At 74.4% G+C, this 19,049-nt stretch carries 20 protein-coding genes; 8 read left to right on the plus strand and 12 right to left on the minus strand.

Annotated elements, in window-relative coordinates; genetic code table 11:
* On the plus strand, window positions 1–509 hold a 509-nt coding region (locus tag HGCM_RS18335), incomplete at its 5' end, for a CbiQ family ECF transporter T component (protein ID WP_040399120.1).
* Entirely contained in the window at window positions 506–1,393 is an 888-nt protein-coding gene (ypfJ, locus tag HGCM_RS13475; RefSeq protein ID WP_019137360.1) for a KPN_02809 family neutral zinc metallopeptidase, read from the plus strand. The genes HGCM_RS18335 and ypfJ, both read left to right, overlap by 4 nt.
* 15 nt (window positions 1,394–1,408) lie before the next feature.
* On the opposite strand, the gene HGCM_RS13480 is transcribed toward ypfJ, so the two are convergent.
* The 8 genes from HGCM_RS13480 to HGCM_RS13515 form a co-directional block, all read right to left on the minus strand.
* Window positions 1,409–1,738 (minus strand): metal-sulfur cluster assembly factor, encoded by a 330-nt coding sequence (locus HGCM_RS13480; protein ID WP_019137361.1) that lies wholly within the window; start codon window positions 1,736–1,738, stop codon window positions 1,409–1,411.
* On the minus strand, window positions 1,735–2,220 hold the full coding sequence (sufU, locus tag HGCM_RS13485; RefSeq protein WP_026075474.1) for a Fe-S cluster assembly sulfur transfer protein SufU: 486 nt from the start codon (window positions 2,218–2,220) through the stop codon (window positions 1,735–1,737). Before sufU ends, HGCM_RS13480 begins: the two co-directional genes overlap by 4 nt.
* A complete protein-coding gene (locus tag HGCM_RS13490) occupies window positions 2,217–3,560 on the minus strand; it encodes a SufS family cysteine desulfurase (RefSeq protein WP_019137363.1) in 1,344 nt (447 codons plus the stop codon). Before HGCM_RS13490 ends, sufU begins: the two co-directional genes overlap by 4 nt.
* 82 nt (window positions 3,561–3,642) lie before the next feature.
* Entirely contained in the window at window positions 3,643–4,404 is a 762-nt protein-coding gene (sufC, locus tag HGCM_RS13495) for a Fe-S cluster assembly ATPase SufC (protein ID WP_019137364.1), read from the minus strand.
* Window positions 4,405–4,429: 25 nt separating this feature from the next.
* Entirely contained in the window at window positions 4,430–4,762 is a 333-nt protein-coding gene (locus tag HGCM_RS13500; RefSeq protein WP_019137365.1) for a non-heme iron oxygenase ferredoxin subunit, read from the minus strand.
* Window positions 4,759–6,069 carry a Fe-S cluster assembly protein SufD gene (gene sufD / locus HGCM_RS13505; RefSeq protein WP_019137366.1) on the minus strand — a complete coding sequence of 437 codons (1,311 nt, stop codon included), beginning with the start codon at window positions 6,067–6,069 and terminating at the stop codon, window positions 4,759–4,761. The genes HGCM_RS13500 and sufD overlap by 4 nt, the downstream gene beginning before the upstream one ends.
* The gene (gene sufB, locus HGCM_RS13510) at window positions 6,069–7,502 is read right to left on the minus strand and encodes a Fe-S cluster assembly protein SufB (protein ID WP_026075475.1); all 1,434 of its coding nucleotides are present in this window, start codon (window positions 7,500–7,502) and stop codon (window positions 6,069–6,071) included. The genes sufD and sufB overlap by 1 nt, the downstream gene beginning before the upstream one ends.
* Window positions 7,499–8,272, minus strand: a complete 774-nt coding sequence (locus tag HGCM_RS13515) for a helix-turn-helix transcriptional regulator (protein ID WP_019137368.1) — start codon at window positions 8,270–8,272, stop codon at window positions 7,499–7,501. The genes sufB and HGCM_RS13515 overlap by 4 nt, the downstream gene beginning before the upstream one ends.
* 216 nt (window positions 8,273–8,488) lie before the next feature.
* Here HGCM_RS13515 and HGCM_RS13520 point away from each other — a divergent pair, with 216 nt between their 5' ends.
* The 6 genes from HGCM_RS13520 (at window position 8,489) to HGCM_RS13545 (ending at window position 14,006) form a co-directional block, all read left to right on the plus strand.
* Window positions 8,489–9,316, plus strand: coding sequence for a PPK2 family polyphosphate kinase (locus tag HGCM_RS13520; RefSeq protein ID WP_019137369.1), 828 nt, complete (start codon window positions 8,489–8,491; stop codon window positions 9,314–9,316).
* Between the two features lie 42 nt (window positions 9,317–9,358).
* Window positions 9,359–10,285 carry an ABC transporter ATP-binding protein gene (locus HGCM_RS13525; protein ID WP_026075476.1) on the plus strand — a complete coding sequence of 309 codons (927 nt, stop codon included), beginning with the start codon at window positions 9,359–9,361 and terminating at the stop codon, window positions 10,283–10,285.
* A complete protein-coding gene (locus HGCM_RS13530; protein WP_019137371.1) occupies window positions 10,282–11,064 on the plus strand; it encodes an ABC transporter permease in 783 nt (260 codons plus the stop codon). Before HGCM_RS13525 ends, HGCM_RS13530 begins: the two co-directional genes overlap by 4 nt.
* Before the next feature lie 72 nt (window positions 11,065–11,136).
* Window positions 11,137–12,123 (plus strand): COX15/CtaA family protein, encoded by a 987-nt coding sequence (locus tag HGCM_RS13535; protein WP_019137372.1) that lies wholly within the window; start codon window positions 11,137–11,139, stop codon window positions 12,121–12,123.
* Between the two features lie 42 nt (window positions 12,124–12,165).
* A complete protein-coding gene (locus HGCM_RS18340; protein WP_019137373.1) occupies window positions 12,166–13,194 on the plus strand; it encodes an ATP-binding cassette domain-containing protein in 1,029 nt (342 codons plus the stop codon).
* A complete protein-coding gene (locus HGCM_RS13545; protein ID WP_019137374.1) occupies window positions 13,194–14,006 on the plus strand; it encodes an ABC transporter permease in 813 nt (270 codons plus the stop codon). The genes HGCM_RS18340 and HGCM_RS13545 overlap by 1 nt, the downstream gene beginning before the upstream one ends.
* A gap of 53 nt (window positions 14,007–14,059) precedes the next feature.
* On the opposite strand, the gene HGCM_RS13550 is transcribed toward HGCM_RS13545, so the two are convergent.
* From HGCM_RS13550 to HGCM_RS13565, 4 genes are all read right to left on the minus strand, one after another.
* Entirely contained in the window at window positions 14,060–14,716 is a 657-nt protein-coding gene (locus tag HGCM_RS13550) for an NUDIX domain-containing protein (RefSeq protein ID WP_019137375.1), read from the minus strand.
* Window positions 14,713–16,377, minus strand: a complete 1,665-nt coding sequence (gene pyrG / locus HGCM_RS13555) for a CTP synthase (RefSeq protein ID WP_019137376.1) — start codon at window positions 16,375–16,377, stop codon at window positions 14,713–14,715. The genes HGCM_RS13550 and pyrG overlap by 4 nt, the downstream gene beginning before the upstream one ends.
* Before the next feature lie 80 nt (window positions 16,378–16,457).
* On the minus strand, window positions 16,458–18,134 hold the full coding sequence (gene murJ / locus HGCM_RS13560; RefSeq protein ID WP_019137377.1) for a murein biosynthesis integral membrane protein MurJ: 1,677 nt from the start codon (window positions 18,132–18,134) through the stop codon (window positions 16,458–16,460).
* Window positions 18,131–19,048: a hypothetical protein gene (locus tag HGCM_RS13565; RefSeq protein ID WP_019137378.1), complete on the minus strand. Its 918-nt coding sequence runs from the start codon at window positions 19,046–19,048 to the stop codon at window positions 18,131–18,133. Before HGCM_RS13565 ends, murJ begins: the two co-directional genes overlap by 4 nt.
* Window position 19,049 lies beyond the last annotated feature (1 nt).

Consider the following 19,049-nt stretch of genomic DNA (forward strand, 5'->3'; position numbering starts at 1 on the left):
CGCTGGGGGTGCACGCGCTCGCCCGGCTGCCGTGGCGGCGCACCGGCGGTGCGGCACTCGGCGTGCTCGGCGTGGCGGCGCTCCTCGGCGCCTACCAGTGGTGGACCCGGGGCGCGGCCGTCGCCGTGGAGACCGTGGCGGACCTGCTCGCCCTCGTCGTGCTCGCGTCGGTCGTCACCGCGACGACGCGGGCGGACGCGCTGCTCGACGCCGTCGCGCGAGCCGCGCGGCCGCTGCGCCACGTCGGGCTGCCGCCGGAGACCGTGGCGCTGGTCTGCGGGCTCGTCCTGCGGACCGTCCCGGTGCTCGTGCACGACGCGGCCGAGGCGCGGGACGCCGCCCGTGCCCGGGGGCTCGAGCGCTCGGTCCGGGCGACGGTCGTCCCGGCCGCGGTCCGGATGGTCGGCCACGCGCGCGCGACGGGCGACGCGCTCGCCGCCCGGGGGCTCGCGGAGCCGGTCACGGCGGACGGGCGGGCCGGCGCCGCCGGCAGTACCGTCCGACCATGACGTTCCAGGAGGGCGGTTCGTTCGAGGGCGGTCGCGTCGGGACCCGGCGCGGCGTCGGCGGCAAGGGCATCGCGATCGGCGGCGGCGGCATCGGCGCCGTGCTGGTCACGCTGCTCGTCATGTTCCTCGCGAACCAGACCGGCACCGACCCGAACCAGCTGCTCAACCCGGGCGGGGTCGGCGGCGCCGCGCAGGAGGACGTGGTGGGCGACTGCACCGTCGAGCAGGCCAACACCGACCGGCAGTGCCGCCTGTCCGCGACGATCCAGTCGCTCGACGCCGTGTGGGCGGGCACGCTCACCGGCGCCGACGCGGGCCAGCCCGCCGTGTGGTCGTTCGAGGGGTCGACGAGCACGGGGTGCGGGAACGCCACCTCGGCGGTCGGGCCGTTCTACTGCCCGACCGACCAGTCGATCTACCTCGACCTCGGGTTCTTCGACCAGCTCACGTCGCAGCTGGGCGCGACCGGCGGACCGCTCGCCGAGGAGTACGTCGTCGCGCACGAGTACGGGCACCACATCCAGCAGGTGACCGGCGTGATGGACCGCGCCGACCGGGGCGGCACCGGCGCCGAGTCGGACTCGGTGCGCGTCGAGCTGCAGGCCGACTGCTACGCGGGCGTGTGGGCCGGCAATGCCGCCACGACGGTGGACCCCGACACGGGCGTCACGTTCCTCGAGCCGATCACGCAGGACGAGCTCGCCACGGCGCTCGACGCGGCGTCGGCCGTCGGGGACGACCGCATCCAGGCCGGCTCCGGCGGAGGGGTCAACCCGGAGACGTGGACGCACGGCTCGAGCGCCCAGCGGCAGAAGTGGTTCATGGTCGGGTACGACGCGAAGAAGGCCGCGGCCTGCGACACGTTCGGCACCGACGACCTCTGAGCGGCCGTCCGCGCCTCAGATGTTGAAGCCGAGGGCCCGCATCTGCTCGCGGCCGTCCGGCGTGATCCGCTCGGGACCCCACGGCGGCATCCAGACCCAGTTGATCCGGAAGCCGTCGACGAGGCCGTCCAGCGCCTGCGCCGACTGGTCCTCGATGACGTCGGTCAGCGGGCACGCCGCCGAGGTCAGCGTCATGTCGATGACGGCGGTGTTCGTCTGGTCGATCACGACCCCGTAGACGAGCCCGAGGTCGACGACGTTGATGCCGAGCTCCGGGTCGATGACGTCGCGCAGCGCCTCCTCGACGTCGGCGACGTTCGCCGGGGACTGTGTGGTCTCGCTCATGCGTCCTCCTTGGCGGCGGGCGCCGCACCGGTCTTGATGAGGGCGTCCGTCAGGGCGGTCCAGCCCAGCAGCGCGCACTTGACGCGCGCCGAGTACTTGCCGACGCCGGTGAAGGCGGTGGCGTCGCCGAGGCGGTCCTCCGCGTCGGGGTCGTCGAGGCCCGCGCCGCGCGACTGCATGAGCGCGCGGAACGTGCCCGTGAGATCGCCGACCGACGCCAGGTCCTCGCCGACGACCAGGTCGTGCAGCACCGAGACCGAGGCCTGGGAGATGCTGCAGCCCTGCCCCTCCCAGCGCACGTCCCGGACGGTGCCGGCGTCGTCGAGGTCGACCTGCAGCGTCACCTCGTCGCCGCAGGTGGGGTTCACCTGGTGCGACTCGGCGGTGACGGCCGTCGCGGCCGCGCCGAGGCCCCGCCCGTGCGGGTGCTTCGCGTGGTCGAGGATGACCTGCTGGTACAGCTGCTCCATCGAGGTGCTCATCGCGCTCCTTCCAGTCCGAAGAACGCGCGGACCCCCGCCAGTGCTTCCCGGAACGTCTCGATCTCCTCGGCCGTCGTGTAGACCGCCGCGGAGGCGCGGGCCGTCGCCGCCACGCCGAAGCGGCGGTGCAGCGGCTGCGCGCAGTGGTGGCCCACGCGGACCGCGACGCCCGCGTCGTCCAGCACCTGGCCGACGTCGTGCGCGTGCACGCCGTCGACGACGAACGCGACGGTCGCCAGACGGTCGCGCACGTCCGTCGGCCCGATCACCCGCACGCCCGGGACGCTCGCGACGGCGTCGAGGAGCAGGCCGGCGAGCCGGTGCTCGTGCGCGGCGACGGCGTCCATGCCGAGCTCGGACAGGTAGCTCGCCGCCGCACCCATGCCGACGGCCTGCGACACCATCTGCGTGCCCGCCTCGAACCGCTGCGGCGGCGGGGCGTACGTCGTCTCGGTCATCGTGACGACCTCGACCATCGAGCCGCCGGTGGTGACCGGCGGCATCGCCTCGAGCAGCTCGCGCCGCCCGTACAGCGCACCGACGCCGGTGGGACCGAGCATCTTGTGCCCGGAGAACGCGGCGAAGTCGACGCCGAGCGCGCGCAGGTCGACCGGCAGGTGCGGCACCGACTGGCACGCGTCCAGCACGGTGAGCGCACCGACCTCGCGGGCACGCGCGACGAAGCGCTCGACCGGCGTGATCGCCCCCGTCACGTTCGAGGCGTGCGTGAACGCGAGCACCTTGGTGCGGTCGGTGACCACCGTCGCCAGCTCGTCGTCGCGCAGGCGGCCGTCGTCGTCCACGCCGACCCAGCGCAGCGTGGCGCCGGTGCGGGCCGCCAGCTCCTGCCACGGCACGAGGTTGGCGTGGTGCTCGGCCTCCGTCACGACGATCTCGTCGCCGGGCCGCAGCGCGAACCGCTGCGCCGCCGACCCCCCGCGGCCCAGCGTCGCGTTCGACATCGCGTACGCGACGAGGTTGATCCCCGCCGTGGCGTTGCTCGTCCAGACCAGCTCGCCCGCCGAGGCCCCGACGAAGGAGGCGACGCGGTCGCGGGCGTCCTCGAACGCCTCGGTCGCCTCCTCGGCGAGCTGGTGCGCGCCGCGGTGCACGGCGGCGTTGCGCTGGACGTAGAAGTCCTGCTCCGCGTCGAGGACGACCTCGGGCTTCTGCGACGTCGCGCCCGAGTCGAGGTAGACCAGCGGCCGGCCGCCGCGCAGCGTGCGCTCGAGCAGCGGGAAGTCCGCCCGGACGGCGGCCAGCTCGACCGCGTCGAGCTCGCGCGCCCCGGGCGCGGCGCCGACGCCCGCGGTGCCGGGCGTCTCGATGGTGCTCGTCATGCTGTCCTCCTCGGCCGGGACGACGACCCCCGGGTGGTCCCGCGGGGGTCGTCGTCCGTCACGCGGTGCGCCGGGCGAGCCGTCAGGCGACGGTGCTCGTCAGGAACCGGTCGTAGCCCTCGTTCTCGAGCCGCTCGGCGAGCTCGGGGCCGCCCTCCTCGGCGACCTTGCCGTCGACGAAGACGTGCACGAAGTCGGGCGTGATGTAGCGCAGGATGCGCGTGTAGTGCGTGATGAGCAGGACGCCCACGTCGGAGTTCTCCCGCACGCGGTTGACGCCCTCGGAGACGATGCGCAGCGCGTCGACGTCGAGGCCGGAGTCGGTCTCGTCGAGGATCGCGAAGCGCGGCTTGAGGAGCTCCATCTGGAGGATCTCGTGGCGCTTCTTCTCGCCGCCCGAGAAGCCCTCGTTGACCGAGCGCTCGGCGAACGCCGGGTCCATGCGCAGGTTGTCCATCGCCGTGCGGACGTCCTTGACCCAGCCGCGCAGCGCGGGGGCCTCCCCGTCGATCGCGGTCTTGGCGGTGCGCAGGAAGTTCGACACCGAGACGCCCGGCACCTCGACCGGGTACTGCATGGCGAGGAACAGGCCGGCGCGGGCGCGCTCGTCGACCGACATCGCGAGCAGGTCCTCGCCGTCGAGCAGGACGGTGCCGGAGGTGATCTGGTACTTCGGGTGGCCCGCGAGCGAGTACGCGAGCGTCGACTTGCCGGACCCGTTCGGGCCCATGATCGCGTGCGTCTCGCCGCTGTTCACGGTCAGGTCGACGCCGCGCAGGATGGGCTTGGCGCCCTCCTTCGTCTCGACGCTGACGTGCAGGTCGCGGATCTCCAGGGTGGCCATGTGGGGTGTTCCTTCTCTCGACGCTTCAGAGCGGGGTGTCGATGTCGACGAGCACGCGCTCGCCGTCGACGGTCACGGGGTAGACGGGGACGGGCGTGATGGCGGGCGGCCCGGTCGGCTTGCCGGTGCGCAGGTCGAACCGCGACCCGTGCAGCCAGCACTCGATCGTGCAGTCCTCCACCTCGCCGTCCGCCAGGGAGACGGCACCGTGCGAGCAGACGTCGTTGATGGCGTGCAGCTCGCCGGCCTCGTCGCGCACGATGGCGACCTCGACCGGGCCCTGCTCGCCCTCGAGCTCCACGCGCAGCGTGCCGCCGACGGGGACGTCCCCGTCGTAGCAGGCCAGCTGTGCGCTCACGCGGTGTGCCCGGCGGCGGACGAGCCCTCGACGGCCGGCGCGAGGATGACGCTCATCGACTTCTCGAGCTCCTGCTCGATCGCGGCGATGAGCCGCTCCTCGACCTCCGGCACGCCGATCTCGTGGATGAGCTCGGCGAAGAACCCGCGCACGACGAGCCGGCGCGCGTCCGCCTCGGGGATGCCGCGGGCACGCAGGTAGAACAGCTGCTCGTCGTCGAAGCGACCGGTCGCGCTCGCGTGCCCGGCCCCCTCGATCACGCCGGTCTCGATCTCGAGGTTCGGCACCGAGTCGGCCCGCGCGCCGTCGGTGAGGACGAGGTTGCGGTTGAGCTCGTAGGTGTCGGTGCCCTCCGCGTTGGCGCGGATGAGGACGTCGCCGACCCAGACGGCGTGCGCGCCCTCGCCCTGCAGCGCGCCCTTGTAGGTCACACGGCTCACGCAGTTCGGGACCGCGTGGTCGACGAACAGGCGCTGCTCCTGGTGCTGGTCCGCGTCGGCGAAGTACAGGCCGAGCAGCTGCACCGACGCGCCCTCGCCGACGAACTCCGCGTCCGGCGTCACGCGCACGACGTCGCCGCCGAGCGTGACGACGATGTGCTTGACGGTCGCGTCGCGCCCGACCCGCAGCCGGTGCGACGACGCGTGCACGGAGCCGTCCGCCCAGTCCTGGACGGAGACGACCGTCAGGTGCGCGCCGTCCTCGGCGACGATCTCGACCGTCTCCGTCAGCGCGGCGTGACCGACGTGGTCGAGCACGACGACCGCCTGCGAGAGCGGCTCGGCGTGGACGAGCAGGTGCGTCGCCGTCGGGTCGAGCGGGGCCTCCGCGGTGCCGGCGCCCTCGACGCCCTCGACCCGCACGGAGGTCACCTTGGAGGCCACGGCCTCCTTCGGGACCGTGACGACCGTCGCGCGGGGGTAGGACGCCCACGCCACGGCGGCGGTGCGGTCGCCGGGGCGGCCGGCGCGCCCGAGCCGCTCGTCGCCGCGGTCCACGATCTCGACCGTCACCTCAGGCGCCTCGACCACGGTGGTGAGCACGCCGTGCCCGTCGAGCGTCCCGGTCTCGGCCGCGAACAGCGGCGCGAGGCGCGCGACCGGCGAGAAGCGCCACTCCTCCTCGCGCCCGTTCGGGACCGGGAAGTCCGCGACGTCGAAGGACGTGAGCCGGGCGGCCCGGGACGCCTCGGGGACGGCGCCGACGCCGTGCGCGTGCGCGCCGTCGGCGGCCGCGCGCGAGTGGTCGGTGGACAGACCCGCGCCGTCCGCGAGCGCGGCGGGCGTGTCGTTCGTCGTGGTCGTCATCAGCCGACGGCCCCTTCCATCTGCAGCTCGATGAGGCGGTTCAGCTCGAGGGCGTACTCCATGGGCAGCTCGCGCGCGATGGGCTCGACGAACCCGCGCACGATCATGGCCATGGCCTCCGTCTCGGGCATGCCTCGGGACATCAGGTAGAACAGCTGGTCCTCGCTCACGCGGGACACCGTCGCCTCGTGGCCCATGGACACGTCGTCCTCGCGGACGTCGACGTACGGGTAGGTGTCCGACCGGGAGATCTGGTCGACCAGCAGCGCGTCGCACAGCACGTTCGAGGCCGAGTGCGAGGCGCCCTCGAGCACCTGCACGAGGCCGCGGTAGGACGTGCGCCCACCGCCGCGCGCGACCGACTTGGAGACGATCGACGAGGACGTGTGCGGCGCGGCGTGCACCATCTTGGCGCCCGCGTCCTGATGCTGGCCCTCGCCGGCGAACGCGATCGAGAGCGTCTCGCCCCGCGCGTGCTCGCCGAGCAGGTAGATGGCCGGGTACTTCATCGTGACCTTGGAGCCGATGTTGCCGTCGACCCACTCCATGGTCGCGCCCTCGGCGGCGGTCGCCCGCTTCGTCACGAGGTTGTACACGTTGTTCGACCAGTTCTGGATGGTCGTGTACCGGACGCGCGCGTTCTTCTTGACGATGATCTCGACGACCGCCGAGTGCAGCGAGTCGCTCGAGTACACCGGCGCGGTGCAGCCCTCGACGTAGTGCACGTAGGAGCCCTCGTCGGCGATGATCAGCGTCCGCTCGAACTGGCCCATGTTCTCCGTGTTGATCCGGAAGTAGGCCTGCAGCGGGATCTCGACGTGCACGCCCGGCGGGACGTACACGAACGAGCCGCCGGACCACACGGCCGTGTTGAGCGACGCGAACTTGTTGTCGCCGGGCGGGATCACCGAGCCGAAGTACTGCTCGAAGATCTCCGGGTGCTCGCGCAGGCCCGTGTCGGTGTCGAGGAAGATGACGCCCTGCTCCTCGAGCGACTCCTGGATCTGGTGGTAGACGACCTCGGACTCGTACTGGGCGGCGACGCCGGCGACGAGGCGCTGCTTCTCCGCCTCGGGGATGCCCAGCCGGTCGTAGGTGTTCCGGATGTCGTCCGGCAGGTCCTCCCAGCTCGCCGCCTGCTTCTCGGTCGAGCGCACGAAGTACTTGATGTTGTCGAAGTCGATGCCCGACAGGTCCGAGCCCCACCACGGCATGGGCTTCTTCTCGAACATGCGCAGCGCCTTCAGGCGCGTCTTGAGCATCCACTCGGGCTCGTTCTTGAGCGCCGAGATCTCCCGCACGACGGCCTCGGACAGGCCACGCTTGGCGGTCGCGCCGGCGACGTCGGGGTCGTGCCAGCCGTAGCCGTAGCTGCCGATCGAGGCGATGGCCTCGTCCTGCGTCATCGGCTGGTTCTCGGTGGGTGCACTCATGCGGTCGTTCCTTCCGGGGCGAGCACGGGGTGGTGCGGGGGGACGTGCGGGGACGTGTCGTCGCGCGGCGGCAACGTCGTCCGGGGGCCGGTCGCGAGGACCGGGATGCTCGTCGTGCAGACGTGGCCGCCGGCGGCGAGCGTGGACAGGCGCTGGACGTGGACGCCGAGCAGCCGCGCGAACGCGCGCGCCTCGGCCTCGCACAGCTGCGGGAACTCGTGCGCGACCTCCTGCACGGGGCAGTGGCCCTGGCACAGCTGGACCGCGCTGGTGCCGGCGACGGGCCGGGCGCTGGCCTCGTACCCGTCGGTGGAGAGCGCGTCGGCCATCGCGTGGACGCGGTCGCCCACGTCGTCGATGCCGTCGACGGCGGCGGCGAGGCGCTCCTCGAGCACGGCGACGCGCTGCTCGGCGAACGCCGCGACGGCCTCCGGGCCGGCCGCGTCCGACAGGAAGCGCAGCGCCTGCGAGGCGAGCTCGGAGTACCGCTGGGAGAGCGCGGCCTGGCCGCGCCCGGTGACGACGTAGCGGCGCGCGGGCCGGCCGCGCCGGGACGGCGCGGGACCGCCGTCGCGGACCTCGATCTGCTCCGCCTGCTCCAGGACGCCGAGGTGACGGCGGATGGCGGCGGGCGTGAGGTCGAGCTCCGTGGCGAGCTCCGCGGTCGTGACGGGCCCGGCGCTCGCGACGAGCCGCAGCACCCGGTGGCGGGTGCCGGCCTCGGTGTCCTCGGCGCGCAGGGGGCCGGGCGTGGGCAGCGTGGTGCTCATGCCAACCTCCTCCGGACCGGTCGGGCGCCGCGGCGCCTCGCGTGCCGGGCGCGTCGACGCCCGCGATATTGACAACATGGTTGTTGCCTAAATCCATCCTCGCAAGCAAGGACACCCTTGCCCGGGCCTGCGGCCCATGACGTCGGTCACACCGAGGCGCCGTGGCCGGGTCGCCGTGCCCTCGCCGCCGACGGCCCGCGCGCCTACCCTGGCGCCGTGGAGCAGCTGCTGCGGGCCGGTGCCGACGTCGAGCTGGCCGCCGTGGACCCGCGGTCGACCCCCGGGTTCGAGGGCGGCAAGGCGGAGGGGCGCCGCGCGCTGGCCGCCGGCGCCGAGGAGCTCGCCGACCTGCAGGAGCGGCTGTTCGCCGCGAGCCGGGCCGCCGGCGACCCGCGCTCCGTGCTGCTCGTCCTGCAGGCCATGGACACCGCCGGCAAGGGCGGGATCGTCCGGCACGTCGTCGGCGCGGTCGACCCCCAGGGCGTGCACGTGCACGCGTTCAAGGCGCCGACCGACGAGGAGAGGGCGCACGACTTCCTCTGGCGCGTGCGGCGCGCGCTGCCCGGGCCGGGCCTGCTCGGGGTGTTCGACCGGTCGCACTACGAGGACGTGCTCATCCACCGCGTGCGCGGCTTCTCGTCGCCCGAGGTCGTCGAGGCGCGCTACGGGCAGATCGTGGACTTCGAGCAGGAGCTGGCGGCCGCGGGCACGCGCCTCGTCAAGGTGATGCTGCACCTGTCGCGCGACGAGCAGCGCGAGCGGCTGCGGGCGCGGCTGGACGACCCCACCAAGCACTGGAAGTACAACCCGGGCGACCTGGACGAGCGCGCGCTGTGGCCGGCCTACCAGGAGGCCTACGAGATCGCGATCCGCCGCACGAGCACCGACGTGGCGCCCTGGTACGTCGTCCCGGCCGACCGCAAGTGGTACGCCCGGCTCGCCGTCCAGGAGCTGCTGCTGGGCGCGCTGCGCTCGTTCGAGCTCGGCTGGCCGCCCGACGACTTCGACGTCGAGCACGAGCGGGCCCGGCTGGACGCCTCCTGACGGGTCGGGGCGCGGCGTCCCGGAGCCCTAGACTCGCGGACCGTGCCCGGTAGCCCTGCGGTCGTCGTCGACGGACTCGTGAAGTCCTACGGCGGCCGCGCCGTCGTCGACGGGCTCAGCCTGGCCGCGGAGCCCGGCCGCGTCACCGCGGTGCTCGGGCCCAACGGCGCCGGCAAGACGACGACGGTCGAGTGCTGCGAGGGGCTGCGCTCCCCCGACGCCGGGACGGTCCGCGTGCTCGGCCTCGACCCGGTCGCCGAGGCGCGCGAGCTGCGTCCGCGGGTCGGCGTGATGCTCCAGGACGGCGGCCTGCCGACGGGCGTCCGCGCGGGCGAGATGCTCGCGCACGTCGCGCGGATGTACGCCGCGCCGCGCGACCTGGGCGAGCTCGCCGAGCGGCTCGGCCTCGGGTCGTTCGCGCGCACGACGGTCCGGCGCCTCTCCGGCGGCCAGCGCCAGCGCCTCGCGCTCGCGGCGGCCGTGGTCGGCCGGCCCGACGTCGTGTTCCTCGACGAGCCGAGCGCGGGCATGGACCCGCAGTCGCGACGAGCGGTGTGGGAGCTCGTCCGCGAGCTGCGCGCCGACGGCGTCGCCGTCGTGCTCACGACCCATCTCATGGACGAGGCGCAGGACCTCGCGGACCACGTGGTGGTCGTCGACCACGGCGCGGTCATCGCGCAGGGGTCCGTGCCGGAGCTCGTCGCCACGGGCGACGACACGAGCGTGCGGCTCACGACCGCGCGGCCGCTCGACGCCGGGGACCTGGCGGACCTGGGCCGCTCGGTCGGGGCCGCGGTCTCCGAGGCCTCCGCCGGCACCTACCTCGTCGCGGGGGGCGTCACGCCGGCGACCGTCGCGGCGGTCACGGCGTGGCTCGCCGGGCGCGACGTCCTCCTCACCGGGCTGACGGTGGGGCGCCGCACGCTGGAGGACGTCTTCCTCGACCTCACCGGACGGCACCTGCGATGACCGCGACCCCCCGCCCCGCCCCGGCCGTCCACGCCGGCGCCGCACCCGCACGCCGTCGCGTGCTCGCGCAGACCGCGTTCGAGACGCGGGCGATCCTGCGCAACGGGGAGCAGCTGCTCGTCACGATCGTCGTGCCGGTCATGGTGCTCGTGGGCCTCACGCGCGCCACGTTCGTGTCGATCGACACGGGCGGCGCGACGCGCATCGACTTCCTGGCCCCGGGCGTGCTGGCGCTCGCCGTCATGACGTCGTCCTTCACGTCCCAGGCGATCGCCTCCGCGTTCGACCGGCGCAACGGCGTGCTGCGCCTGCTCTCGACGACGCCGCTCGGCCGCGGCGGGCTCCTCGCGGGCAAGGTGCTCGGCGTGCTCACGGTGGGCGCCGTGCAGGTCGTCGTCATCAGCGCCGTGGCGCTGGCCCTCGGGTGGCAGCCCGATCCCGCCGGGATCCTGCCCGCGGTGCTCGCCCTCGTGCTCGGCACGGCGGCCTTCACCTCGCTCGCCCTGCTCGTGGCCGGCACGATGCGCGCCGAGGCGGTGCTCGCGCTGGCGAACCTCGTCCTGCTGGTGCTCGCCCTCGCCGGCGGCGTGGTGTTCCCCCCCGAGCAGCTGCCCGGGCCGCTGCGCCACGTGGCGCTGCTGCTGCCCTCCGGCGCGCTCGGCGAGGCCATGCGGGGTGCGCTGCTGCACGGGCAGGTGCCCGCGTGGTCGGTCGTCGTGCTCCTCGGGTGGACCGCGGCGCTCGGGTGGGGCGCCGGCCGCCTGTTCCGCTGGCACTGACGCGCCTGGGTGTGACGCGTCTCGCCGGCCACCTGGCCGGAGCCGCCACCGGCGCGACCTAGGCTGGTCCGCGTGACCGCGCCCCTCGCCGAGCCCGCCGGCACGTCCACCGGCTCCCCCGCCCCCGCGCCGCCGCACGCGCCCGGCACGGGGTTCGCCCGCCTGCGCTCGCGCCTCGCCGCGCCGGTCGTCGTGGCGAACCTCGTCGGCCAGATCGCCATCGTGGGCACCGGCGGCGCCGTGCGGCTGACCGGCTCGGGGCTCGGGTGCTCGACGTGGCCGCAGTGCGAGCCCGGCGAGTTCACGCCGCAGTTCCACGCCGCGATGTCGATCCACCCGCTCATCGAGTTCGGCAACCGGACGCTCACCGTCGTCCTCGGGATCATCGGCGTCCTCGTCGCCCTGCTCGTGACGACGGAGGTGCGCCGCTCGCGCGGGTACCGCGCCCTCGGCCTCGTCCCGGTGCTGGGCGTGGCCGCGCAGGCGGTGATCGGCGGCCTCGTCGTGCTGCTGCACCTGCACCCGGGCTGGGTCGGGCTGCACATGCTCGTCTCCATGGCCCTCGTCGCCGCGTCGTCCTGGCTGCTCGTGCGCACGCGCGAGGGCGACGGCCCCACGGCCTGGCTGGTCCCGCCGGCCGTCCGGCGCGCGGCGGGCGCGCTCGGCGCCGTCCTCGTGGTCGTGCTCGCGCTGGGCGTGGTCGTCACCGGCGCCGGCCCGCACTCGGGCGACGACGAGGTCGGCTACCGCCTCGCGGTGGACCCGTGGACCTTCTCCAAGCTGCACGCGTGGGCCGTGTGGGCCTTCGTCGCGGTGCTCGTCGCCGCGCTCGTCCTGCTGCGCCGCGCCGGCGAGCGCGGGCGGCCGTGGCGCGCGGGGCTCGTGCTGCTGGCGGTGACGCTCGCGCAGGGCGCCGTCGGGTACGTCCAGCTGTTCACCGGCCTGCCGGTCGGCCTCGTCAACCTCCACATGATCGGTGCCGCGACCCTCGCGGCCACCACCGTCTGGTTCGTCGGCGCCCTGCGCACGCGGTCCGCCGTGGGCGCTTCGTCCCGATAAGGACCTGTTGCGTGTCGGAGGGTCGTTCTACTCTCCGGGACCATGACGGATGCGATCACGGCACGGGGGCTCGTCAAGCGGTACAAGGACGTCACGGCGCTCGACGGCGTCGACCTGACGGTGCCCGAGGGCTCCGTCCTCGGGCTCCTGGGCCCGAACGGGGCCGGCAAGACCACCATCGTGCGCATCCTCGCGACCCTGCTGCCGGCCGACGCCGGCACCGCGCACGTCGCCGGCGTGGACGTCTTCGCCAAGCCCCGTGAGGTCCGCCGGCGCATCGGCCTGTCGGGCCAGTACGCGGCCGTCGACGAGTACCTGACCGGCTACGAGAACCTCGAGATGATCGGGCGGCTCTACCACCTCGGGGTGCGGCGCTCGCGCGAGCGCGCCCGGGAGCTGCTCGCGTCGTTCCGGCTGGAGGACGCCGCCGACCGGCCGTCGCGCACCTACTCGGGCGGCATGCGCAGGCGCCTCGACCTGGCCGGCGCGCTGGTCGCCGACCCGCCCGTGATCTTCCTCGACGAGCCGACGACGGGCCTGGACCCGCGCGGCCGAGCCGACATGTGGGAGGTCATCCAGGGACTCGTGGCGGGCGGCACCACGCTGCTGCTCACGACCCAGTACCTCGAGGAGGCCGACCTGCTGGCGGACGAGATCGTCGTCATCGACCACGGCCGGATCATCGCGCAGGGCACGGCCGACCAGCTCAAGCTGCAGGTCGGCGGCGAGCGCCTCGACCTCACGGTGCGCGACCCGGCCCGGCTGGAGGACGCGCGCGCCGCCCTGGAGCCGCTCGGCGTCGGCCGGGCCACCCTGGACGCGGGCCGCCGCTCGCTCCTCATGCCCGTCGACGGCGGGGCGCGGACCCTGACCGAGGCGCTGCGCACGCTCGACGCCGCCGGGATCGTGGTCGACGACGTCGGCCTGCGCCGGCCGACGCTCGACGACGTGTTCCTCGCTCTGACGGGCCGCCCGGCGGAGGACGAGCCCGAGCCCGACCGGCCGCCGGACGACGGGGCCGGCCCGGTGCGGGCCGACCACGGCCGGCACGCCGTCGAGGGAGGTGTGTGATGGCGGTCCCCATGGTGCTCGCCGACGCCCACGTCGTCGCGAAGCGCAACCTCATCAAGATCAAGCGGGTCCCCGACCTGCTCGTCTTCACCACGCTGTCGCCGATCATGTTCGTGCTGCTGTTCGCGTACGTGTTCGGCGGGGCGATCGACGTGCCGGGCGGGACGAGCGCCGACGCCTACCGCGAGTACCTGATGGCGGGGATCTTCGCCCAGACGGTGATCTTCGGCGCGACGATCACCGGAGCCGGGCTCGCCGAGGACGTGAAGAAGGGCATCATCGACCGCTTCCGGTCCCTGCCCATGGCGCCGTCGGCCGTGCTCACCGGCCGGACCCTCTCCGACGTCATCAACAACGTGATCGTGCTGGTCGTCATGTCGCTGACCGGTCTGCTCGTCGGCTGGGGCATCCACAGCTCGGTCGGCGAGGCCCTGCTCGGGTTCGTGCTGCTGCTGGTGTTCGCCTACGCCGTCTCGTGGATCATGGCGTGGCTCGGCATGCTCGTGCCCAGCGTCGAGGTGTTCAACAACGCGACGTTCATCGTGATCTTCCCGCTGACGTTCGTGGCGAACACGTTCGTGCCGCTGGAGAGCCTCCCGACGGCGCTGCAGCGGTTCGCGGAGTGGAACCCCGTGTCGGCCGTCACGCAGGCGTCGCGCGAGCTGTTCGGGAACATCCCGGCCGGGGTGCCCGAGCCGACGTCGTGGCCGCTGCAGCACGCGCAGCTGTACACGCTCATCTGGACGGCGGTGTTCCTGGTCGTCTTCATCCCGCTCGCGAACGCGCAGTACCGGCGCTCGACGAGCCGCTGACCTTAGGCGTCAACGAAGCCGGGCCGGGCCGGGCCGGGTCGCGCAGACCGCGATCAGGCCTCGCCCGGCACCTCGACGGGGACGAGGGTCGACCAGCCGAGCGACCGCGCCGTCGCGGCCGCCAGGACGCCCGTGACGGTGGTCGGGCTGTGCAGGCGGCCGTCGAGCACGGCCTCGACCGCCTCGTCGAGCGGCACCCAGCGGGGCACCATCGCCGCCTCCTCGTCCTCCCGCGAGAACCGGTGCTCGTCCGGCACCGGCGACAGGTCGCGCGCGAGGAAGACCACGATCCGCTCGGTCGACCCGCCCGGGGTCGTGTTCAGCTCGACGAGGCGCCACCACGCGCCGGCACGCAGGTCCGCCTCCTCGGCCAGCTCGCGCGCCGCCGCGGCGGCAGGGTCCTCGCCCTCGACGTCGAGCAGCCCGGCCGGCGGCTCCCAGAGCACCGCGCGCACGGGGTGCCGGTACTGCGAGAGCAGCAGCACGCGGTCGTCCTCGTCGAGGGCGATGACCGCGACGGCGCCGGTGTGGTCCACGTACTCGCGCACGACCTGCGAGTCGCCGAGGTCGACGACGTCGGACACGACGTCCCACACGAGGCCGTGGTGGAGGACGTCGTGCCGCAGCACGGGCCGCTCGGTGGGCACGTCCTGCAGCACGTCGTCCCCGCCCGCGGCGGCGCCGGAGGCGGCGCCCGCGGTGTCGCTCACTCCTCGACGCCCGCCAGGGCGGCTCCGACGAGCCCGGCGAACAGCGGGTGCGCCTTCGTCGGGCGGGACTTGAACTCCGGGTGGGCCTGCGTCGCGACGTAGTAGGGGTGCACCTCGCGGGGCAGCTCGACGAACTCGACGAGCGAGGTGTCCGGCGAGACGCCCGAGATGACGAGCCCGGCCTCCTCGAGCTTGTCGCGGTAGGAGTTGTTCACCTCGTACCGGTGCCGGTGCCGCTCGGTGACGCGCTCCGCGCCGTACACCTCGGCCGTGATCGAGCCGGGGGCGAGCAGGGCCTCGTAGGAGCCGAGCCGCATGGTGCCGCCCATGTCGCCCTCGCCGCCCACGATGGAAAGCTGCTCGGCCATCGTCGCGATGACCGGGTGCGCCGGGTTCGCGTCGAACTCGGAGGACGACGCGCCGTCGAGCCCGACGACGGTGCGGGCGTACTCGATGACCATGCACTGCAGGCCGAGGCAGATGCCGAGCGTCGGCACCTTGTTCTCGCGCGCCCAGCGCAGGGCGCCGAGCTTGCCCTCGATGCCGCGGACGCCGAAGCCGCCGGGCACGAGGACGCCGTCGACGCCCTCGAGCGCGCGCTGCGCACCCTGCGGCGTCTCGCAGTCGTCGGACCGGACCCAGCGGATCGTCACCCGCGCGTCGTGGTGGAAGCCGCCGGCGCGCAGCGCCTCCGTGACGGACAGGTAGGCGTCCGGGAGGTCGATGTACTTGCCGACGAGCGCGATCTCGACGCGGTGCGCCGGCTGGTGCACCCGGTGCAGCAGCGCGTCCCAGCCGCGCCAGTCCACGTCGCGGAACGGGAGCGAGAGCCGCTGCACGACGTAGGCGTCCAGGCCCTCCGAGTGCAGCACGCGCGGGATGTCGTAGATCGACGGCGCGTCCTTCGCGGTCACGACGCCCTCGACGTCGACGTCGCAGAACAGCGCGATCTTGCGCTTGGTGCCGTCTGGCACGTCGCGGTCGCAGCGCAGGACGATCGCGTCGGGCTGGATGCCGATGCTGCGCAGGGCGGCGACGGAGTGCTGCGTCGGCTTCGTCTTGAGCTCGCCGGACGGGCCGATGTACGGCACCAGCGAGACGTGCAGGAAGAACACGTTGGCCCGGCCCAGGTCGTGACGCACCTGGCGCGCGGCCTCGAGGAACGGCAGGGACTCGATGTCGCCGACCGTGCCGCCGATCTCGGTGATGATGACGTCGACGTCGTCGGACGCCTGCGCGCGCATCCGCTCCTTGATCGCGTCGGTGATGTGCGGGATCACCTGCACCGTGTCGCCGAGGTACTCGCCGCGCCGCTCCTTGGCGATGACGTGCGAGTAGATCTGGCCCGTCGTCGCGTTGGCCGACCCGGCCAGGTCGACGTCGAGGAAGCGCTCGTAGTGACCGACGTCGAGGTCGGTCTCGGCACCGTCCTCGGTGACGAACACCTCGCCGTGCTGGAACGGGTTCATCGTCCCGGGGTCGACGTTGATGTACGGGTCGAGCTTCTGCATCGTGACCCGCAGGCCACGGGAGCGCAGCAGGCGGCCGAGGCTGCTCGCCGTCAGGCCCTTGCCGAGAGAGGAGGCGACTCCCCCGGTGACGAAGATGTGCCGGGTCGTGGAGTCCGACCGCCCGGAGAGTCGATTCGCGCGCTCTGTCACGGGCTTCCACCCTACCCGACGCCGGGATGCCTGGGGTCAGGCGCGCGGGGTGAGCCGCGACACCCGCGACCCCGGCGGCGTCAGCCCGCGGGGTGGTCCGCCTGCTCCCCGCCGGCCGCCTCCGCCGCTGCCGGCACGGGCGTCCGCTCGACGGCGAGCACCTCGGTCAGCGTGCGCCGGTCCAGCGCCAGCACCCCCAGCCCGAGCACGACCGCCGCGAGCAGCGCCGCCCCGGCGCCCGCCCCGACCGCGGTCGCGACCCCGTCGCCGGCGAGCTCCTGGACCGCGTCGCACACCCAGCGACCGGCGACCGAGGCGAGCGCGCCCCCCACGACGAGCACGACGAGGGTCCGCGGGAGGCCGCGCACGGCCGCCGGGCCGGCGGCTCGGCGCAGGGCGACGAGCGCGACCGTGCCGCCCGTCAGCATGCCGAGCGTGCTGCCCGCGCCGATCGACACGAGGACGTCGTCGCTCGGCAGGCGCAGCGCGTGCAGCACGGGGATCGCGACGGCGACGGTCCCCCACCCGGCGACGTTCGCCACCACCGCCGCACGGCTGCGCTCCAGCGCGTACAGCGCGCGCGAGCCGTGGAACATCGCGGCGAAGCCGAGCAGCCCGGGCACCATCCACGTGAGCGTGACGGCCATACCCGTGGCGACGCGGGCGTCGTCGCCCAGCGCGCCGAACACCGTCGCGACCGCGGGCGCCGCCGCGACCACCGCCGCGGCCCCCACGGCGGCGGCGACGAGGACCCCGCGCGTCGTCGAGGACGCCATGCCCGCGAACCCCTGCCGGTCGCCCGTCGACGCCCGCGCCGCCAGGCGCGGGAACGTCGAGGTCGCCAGCGGCACGACGAGCACGGCGTAGGGCAGCAGGTAGACCTGCTGGGCGTAGAGGTAGGTGGTGTAGGGCCCCGTGGCCGACGAGGTCACCGCGATGACGACCAGCACCGACAGCTGCTGCGCCGCGACGCCCGCGATGCCCGCGGTCGCGAGGGCCAGCAGGCGGCGCCCGACGCCCGGCGCGAACCGCCACCGCAGGCGCAGGCGCAGGCCGAGCCGCCGCACGGGCACCAGCATGGGGAAGCACATCGCCGCCACGCCCAGCGTCGTGCCCCACGCGAGCACCGGGAGCGCCGCCTCGTCGAGCCGGGCCGGGTCCACCTGCTCGCCGTGCGCCAGGGCGCCGTAGACGAGGTAGGTGGCGATGACGGTGAGCGACGACATCACGGGGGCGAACGCGGGCCAGAAGAACCTCTTGTGCGACTGCAGCACCGCGTAGAGCAGCACGGCGACGCCGTACATCGGCACCTGCACCGCGAAGACGAGCAGGAAGAACCGGATCAGCTCGGCCTGCTGGGCGCCGTGGTCGCGGGCCAGCAGCCCGGCGATCGGCCCCGAGAAGAGCGCCAGGAGGGCGGCGAGCGGGACGAGCACCGCGAGGGTCCAGCCCAGGGCGGCGCCGACCGTGCGCTCGATCTCGTCCCGGGCCCGCTCGTCGAGCGCGCGCCGGGCGACCGGACCGGCCAGCACGGGCACCAGCGCTCCGGCCAGCGCGCCGCCCGCGGCGACCTCGAACAGCACGTTCGGCAGCGAGTTCGCGAAGTTGTACGCGTCGCCGATGTCGCGGGCGCCGACCTGGTGGGCCTGCAGCATCCACCGCACGAGGCCGAGCACCCGGCTGAGCACGGTGATGGCGGCGATCATCGCCGCGGCACCGGCCAGCCCGCCGAGCGCGCGTCGCGCCGCGGGGCTCATGCGGGGGTCGGGCCGGACCTCGGCGCGCCGGAGCCGGTCACCGGAGCGTCGGGGCCGGCCACCGGCACGTGCGCCGGCCGGCGCCCCCAGCGGTCGACGTCCCGCAGCACCGGCGTGCGCTCGATGACCCGCGTGAAGCTGATGCGCTCGCTCGCGACCGTCAGGGCCAGGACCACGCCGAGCGCCGCGAGCCGGACGCGCCGGGGAGCGCCGAGCACGAGCGCCGTCCCGACCGCGGCACCCAACGCGTTCGCGCCGCCGTCGCCGAGCATGTCGGTCTCGGCGAGGTCGGACGGGAAGGCGGCACCCGAGGCGCCGACGACGGCGGCCGCCACGCCTCCCGCTGCACCGGGCGCGGCGACCAGCGGCGCGGACGCCAGCGTGACGGCCTTGAGGGCGCGCCCGGGCCGCAGGTCGAGGAGGTTGACGAGGTTCGCCGTCCCCGCGACGAGGGCGCCCGACGCGAGCACGTCGCCGACGTGCGCCGTGCGGGAGCCCGTGCGCGGCAGCGCGAGCGCCGCGGCGACGAGCGCGCTCGCCCCGATGCCGAGCACCTTGAGCCCGCCCGTCGTCAGCTCGCCCCGCGCCAGCGCGCCGAGGTGGCCGCGCAGCCCCTTGCGCTTGCCGTCGGGGTCCTCCGCGAGGTCGTCGACGATCCCGAACGCGGCCGCGCCGGCCGTCGCGACGGCCACCGCGGCGCCCGCCCGACCGCCGCCGCTGCCGACCGCTGCGCCCACCAGCAGGCCCGACGCGACCGCGGGACCCTCGAGCAGGCTCACCGGCTCGCCCCGGTGGTTGGTGCGCGTCCAGCGCGCCTGCCCGCCGGGCGCCGCGTTGTCGAGCCAGCCCCGGACGGCCGAGGTCACCACACCGGCGACGGTCGCCCCGAGGAGGCGCGGCAGCACGGCACCCACG

Source organism: Cellulomonas massiliensis JC225, assembly GCF_000312005.1.
GTDB classification, from domain to species: domain Bacteria; phylum Actinomycetota; class Actinomycetes; order Actinomycetales; family Cellulomonadaceae; genus Cellulomonas; species Cellulomonas massiliensis.

What these genes read in the sequence shown, in the direction of transcription:
- sufD (WP_019137366.1), bottom strand. Translation starts at nt 6,069, where the DNA reads ATGACGACCACGACGAACGACACGCCCGCCGCGCTCGCGGACGGCGCG.
- HGCM_RS13515 (WP_019137368.1), bottom strand. Translation starts at nt 8,272, where the DNA reads ATGAGCACCACGCTGCCCACGCCCGGCCCCCTGCGCGCCGAGGACACC.
- HGCM_RS13545 (WP_019137374.1), top strand. Translation starts at nt 13,194, where the DNA reads ATGGCGGTCCCCATGGTGCTCGCCGACGCCCACGTCGTCGCGAAGCGC.
- HGCM_RS13480 (WP_019137361.1), bottom strand. Translation starts at nt 1,738, where the DNA reads ATGAGCGAGACCACACAGTCCCCGGCGAACGTCGCCGACGTCGAGGAG.
- sufU (WP_026075474.1), bottom strand. Translation starts at nt 2,220, where the DNA reads ATGAGCACCTCGATGGAGCAGCTGTACCAGCAGGTCATCCTCGACCAC.
- HGCM_RS18340 (WP_019137373.1), top strand. Translation starts at nt 12,166, where the DNA reads ATGACGGATGCGATCACGGCACGGGGGCTCGTCAAGCGGTACAAGGAC.
- ypfJ (WP_019137360.1), top strand. Translation starts at nt 506, where the DNA reads ATGACGTTCCAGGAGGGCGGTTCGTTCGAGGGCGGTCGCGTCGGGACC.
- murJ (WP_019137377.1), bottom strand. Translation starts at nt 18,134, where the DNA reads ATGAGCCCCGCGGCGCGACGCGCGCTCGGCGGGCTGGCCGGTGCCGCG.
- HGCM_RS13490 (WP_019137363.1), bottom strand. Translation starts at nt 3,560, where the DNA reads ATGACGAGCACCATCGAGACGCCCGGCACCGCGGGCGTCGGCGCCGCG.
- sufB (WP_026075475.1), bottom strand. Translation starts at nt 7,502, where the DNA reads ATGAGTGCACCCACCGAGAACCAGCCGATGACGCAGGACGAGGCCATC.
- sufC (WP_019137364.1), bottom strand. Translation starts at nt 4,404, where the DNA reads ATGGCCACCCTGGAGATCCGCGACCTGCACGTCAGCGTCGAGACGAAG.
- HGCM_RS13530 (WP_019137371.1), top strand. Translation starts at nt 10,282, where the DNA reads ATGACCGCGACCCCCCGCCCCGCCCCGGCCGTCCACGCCGGCGCCGCA.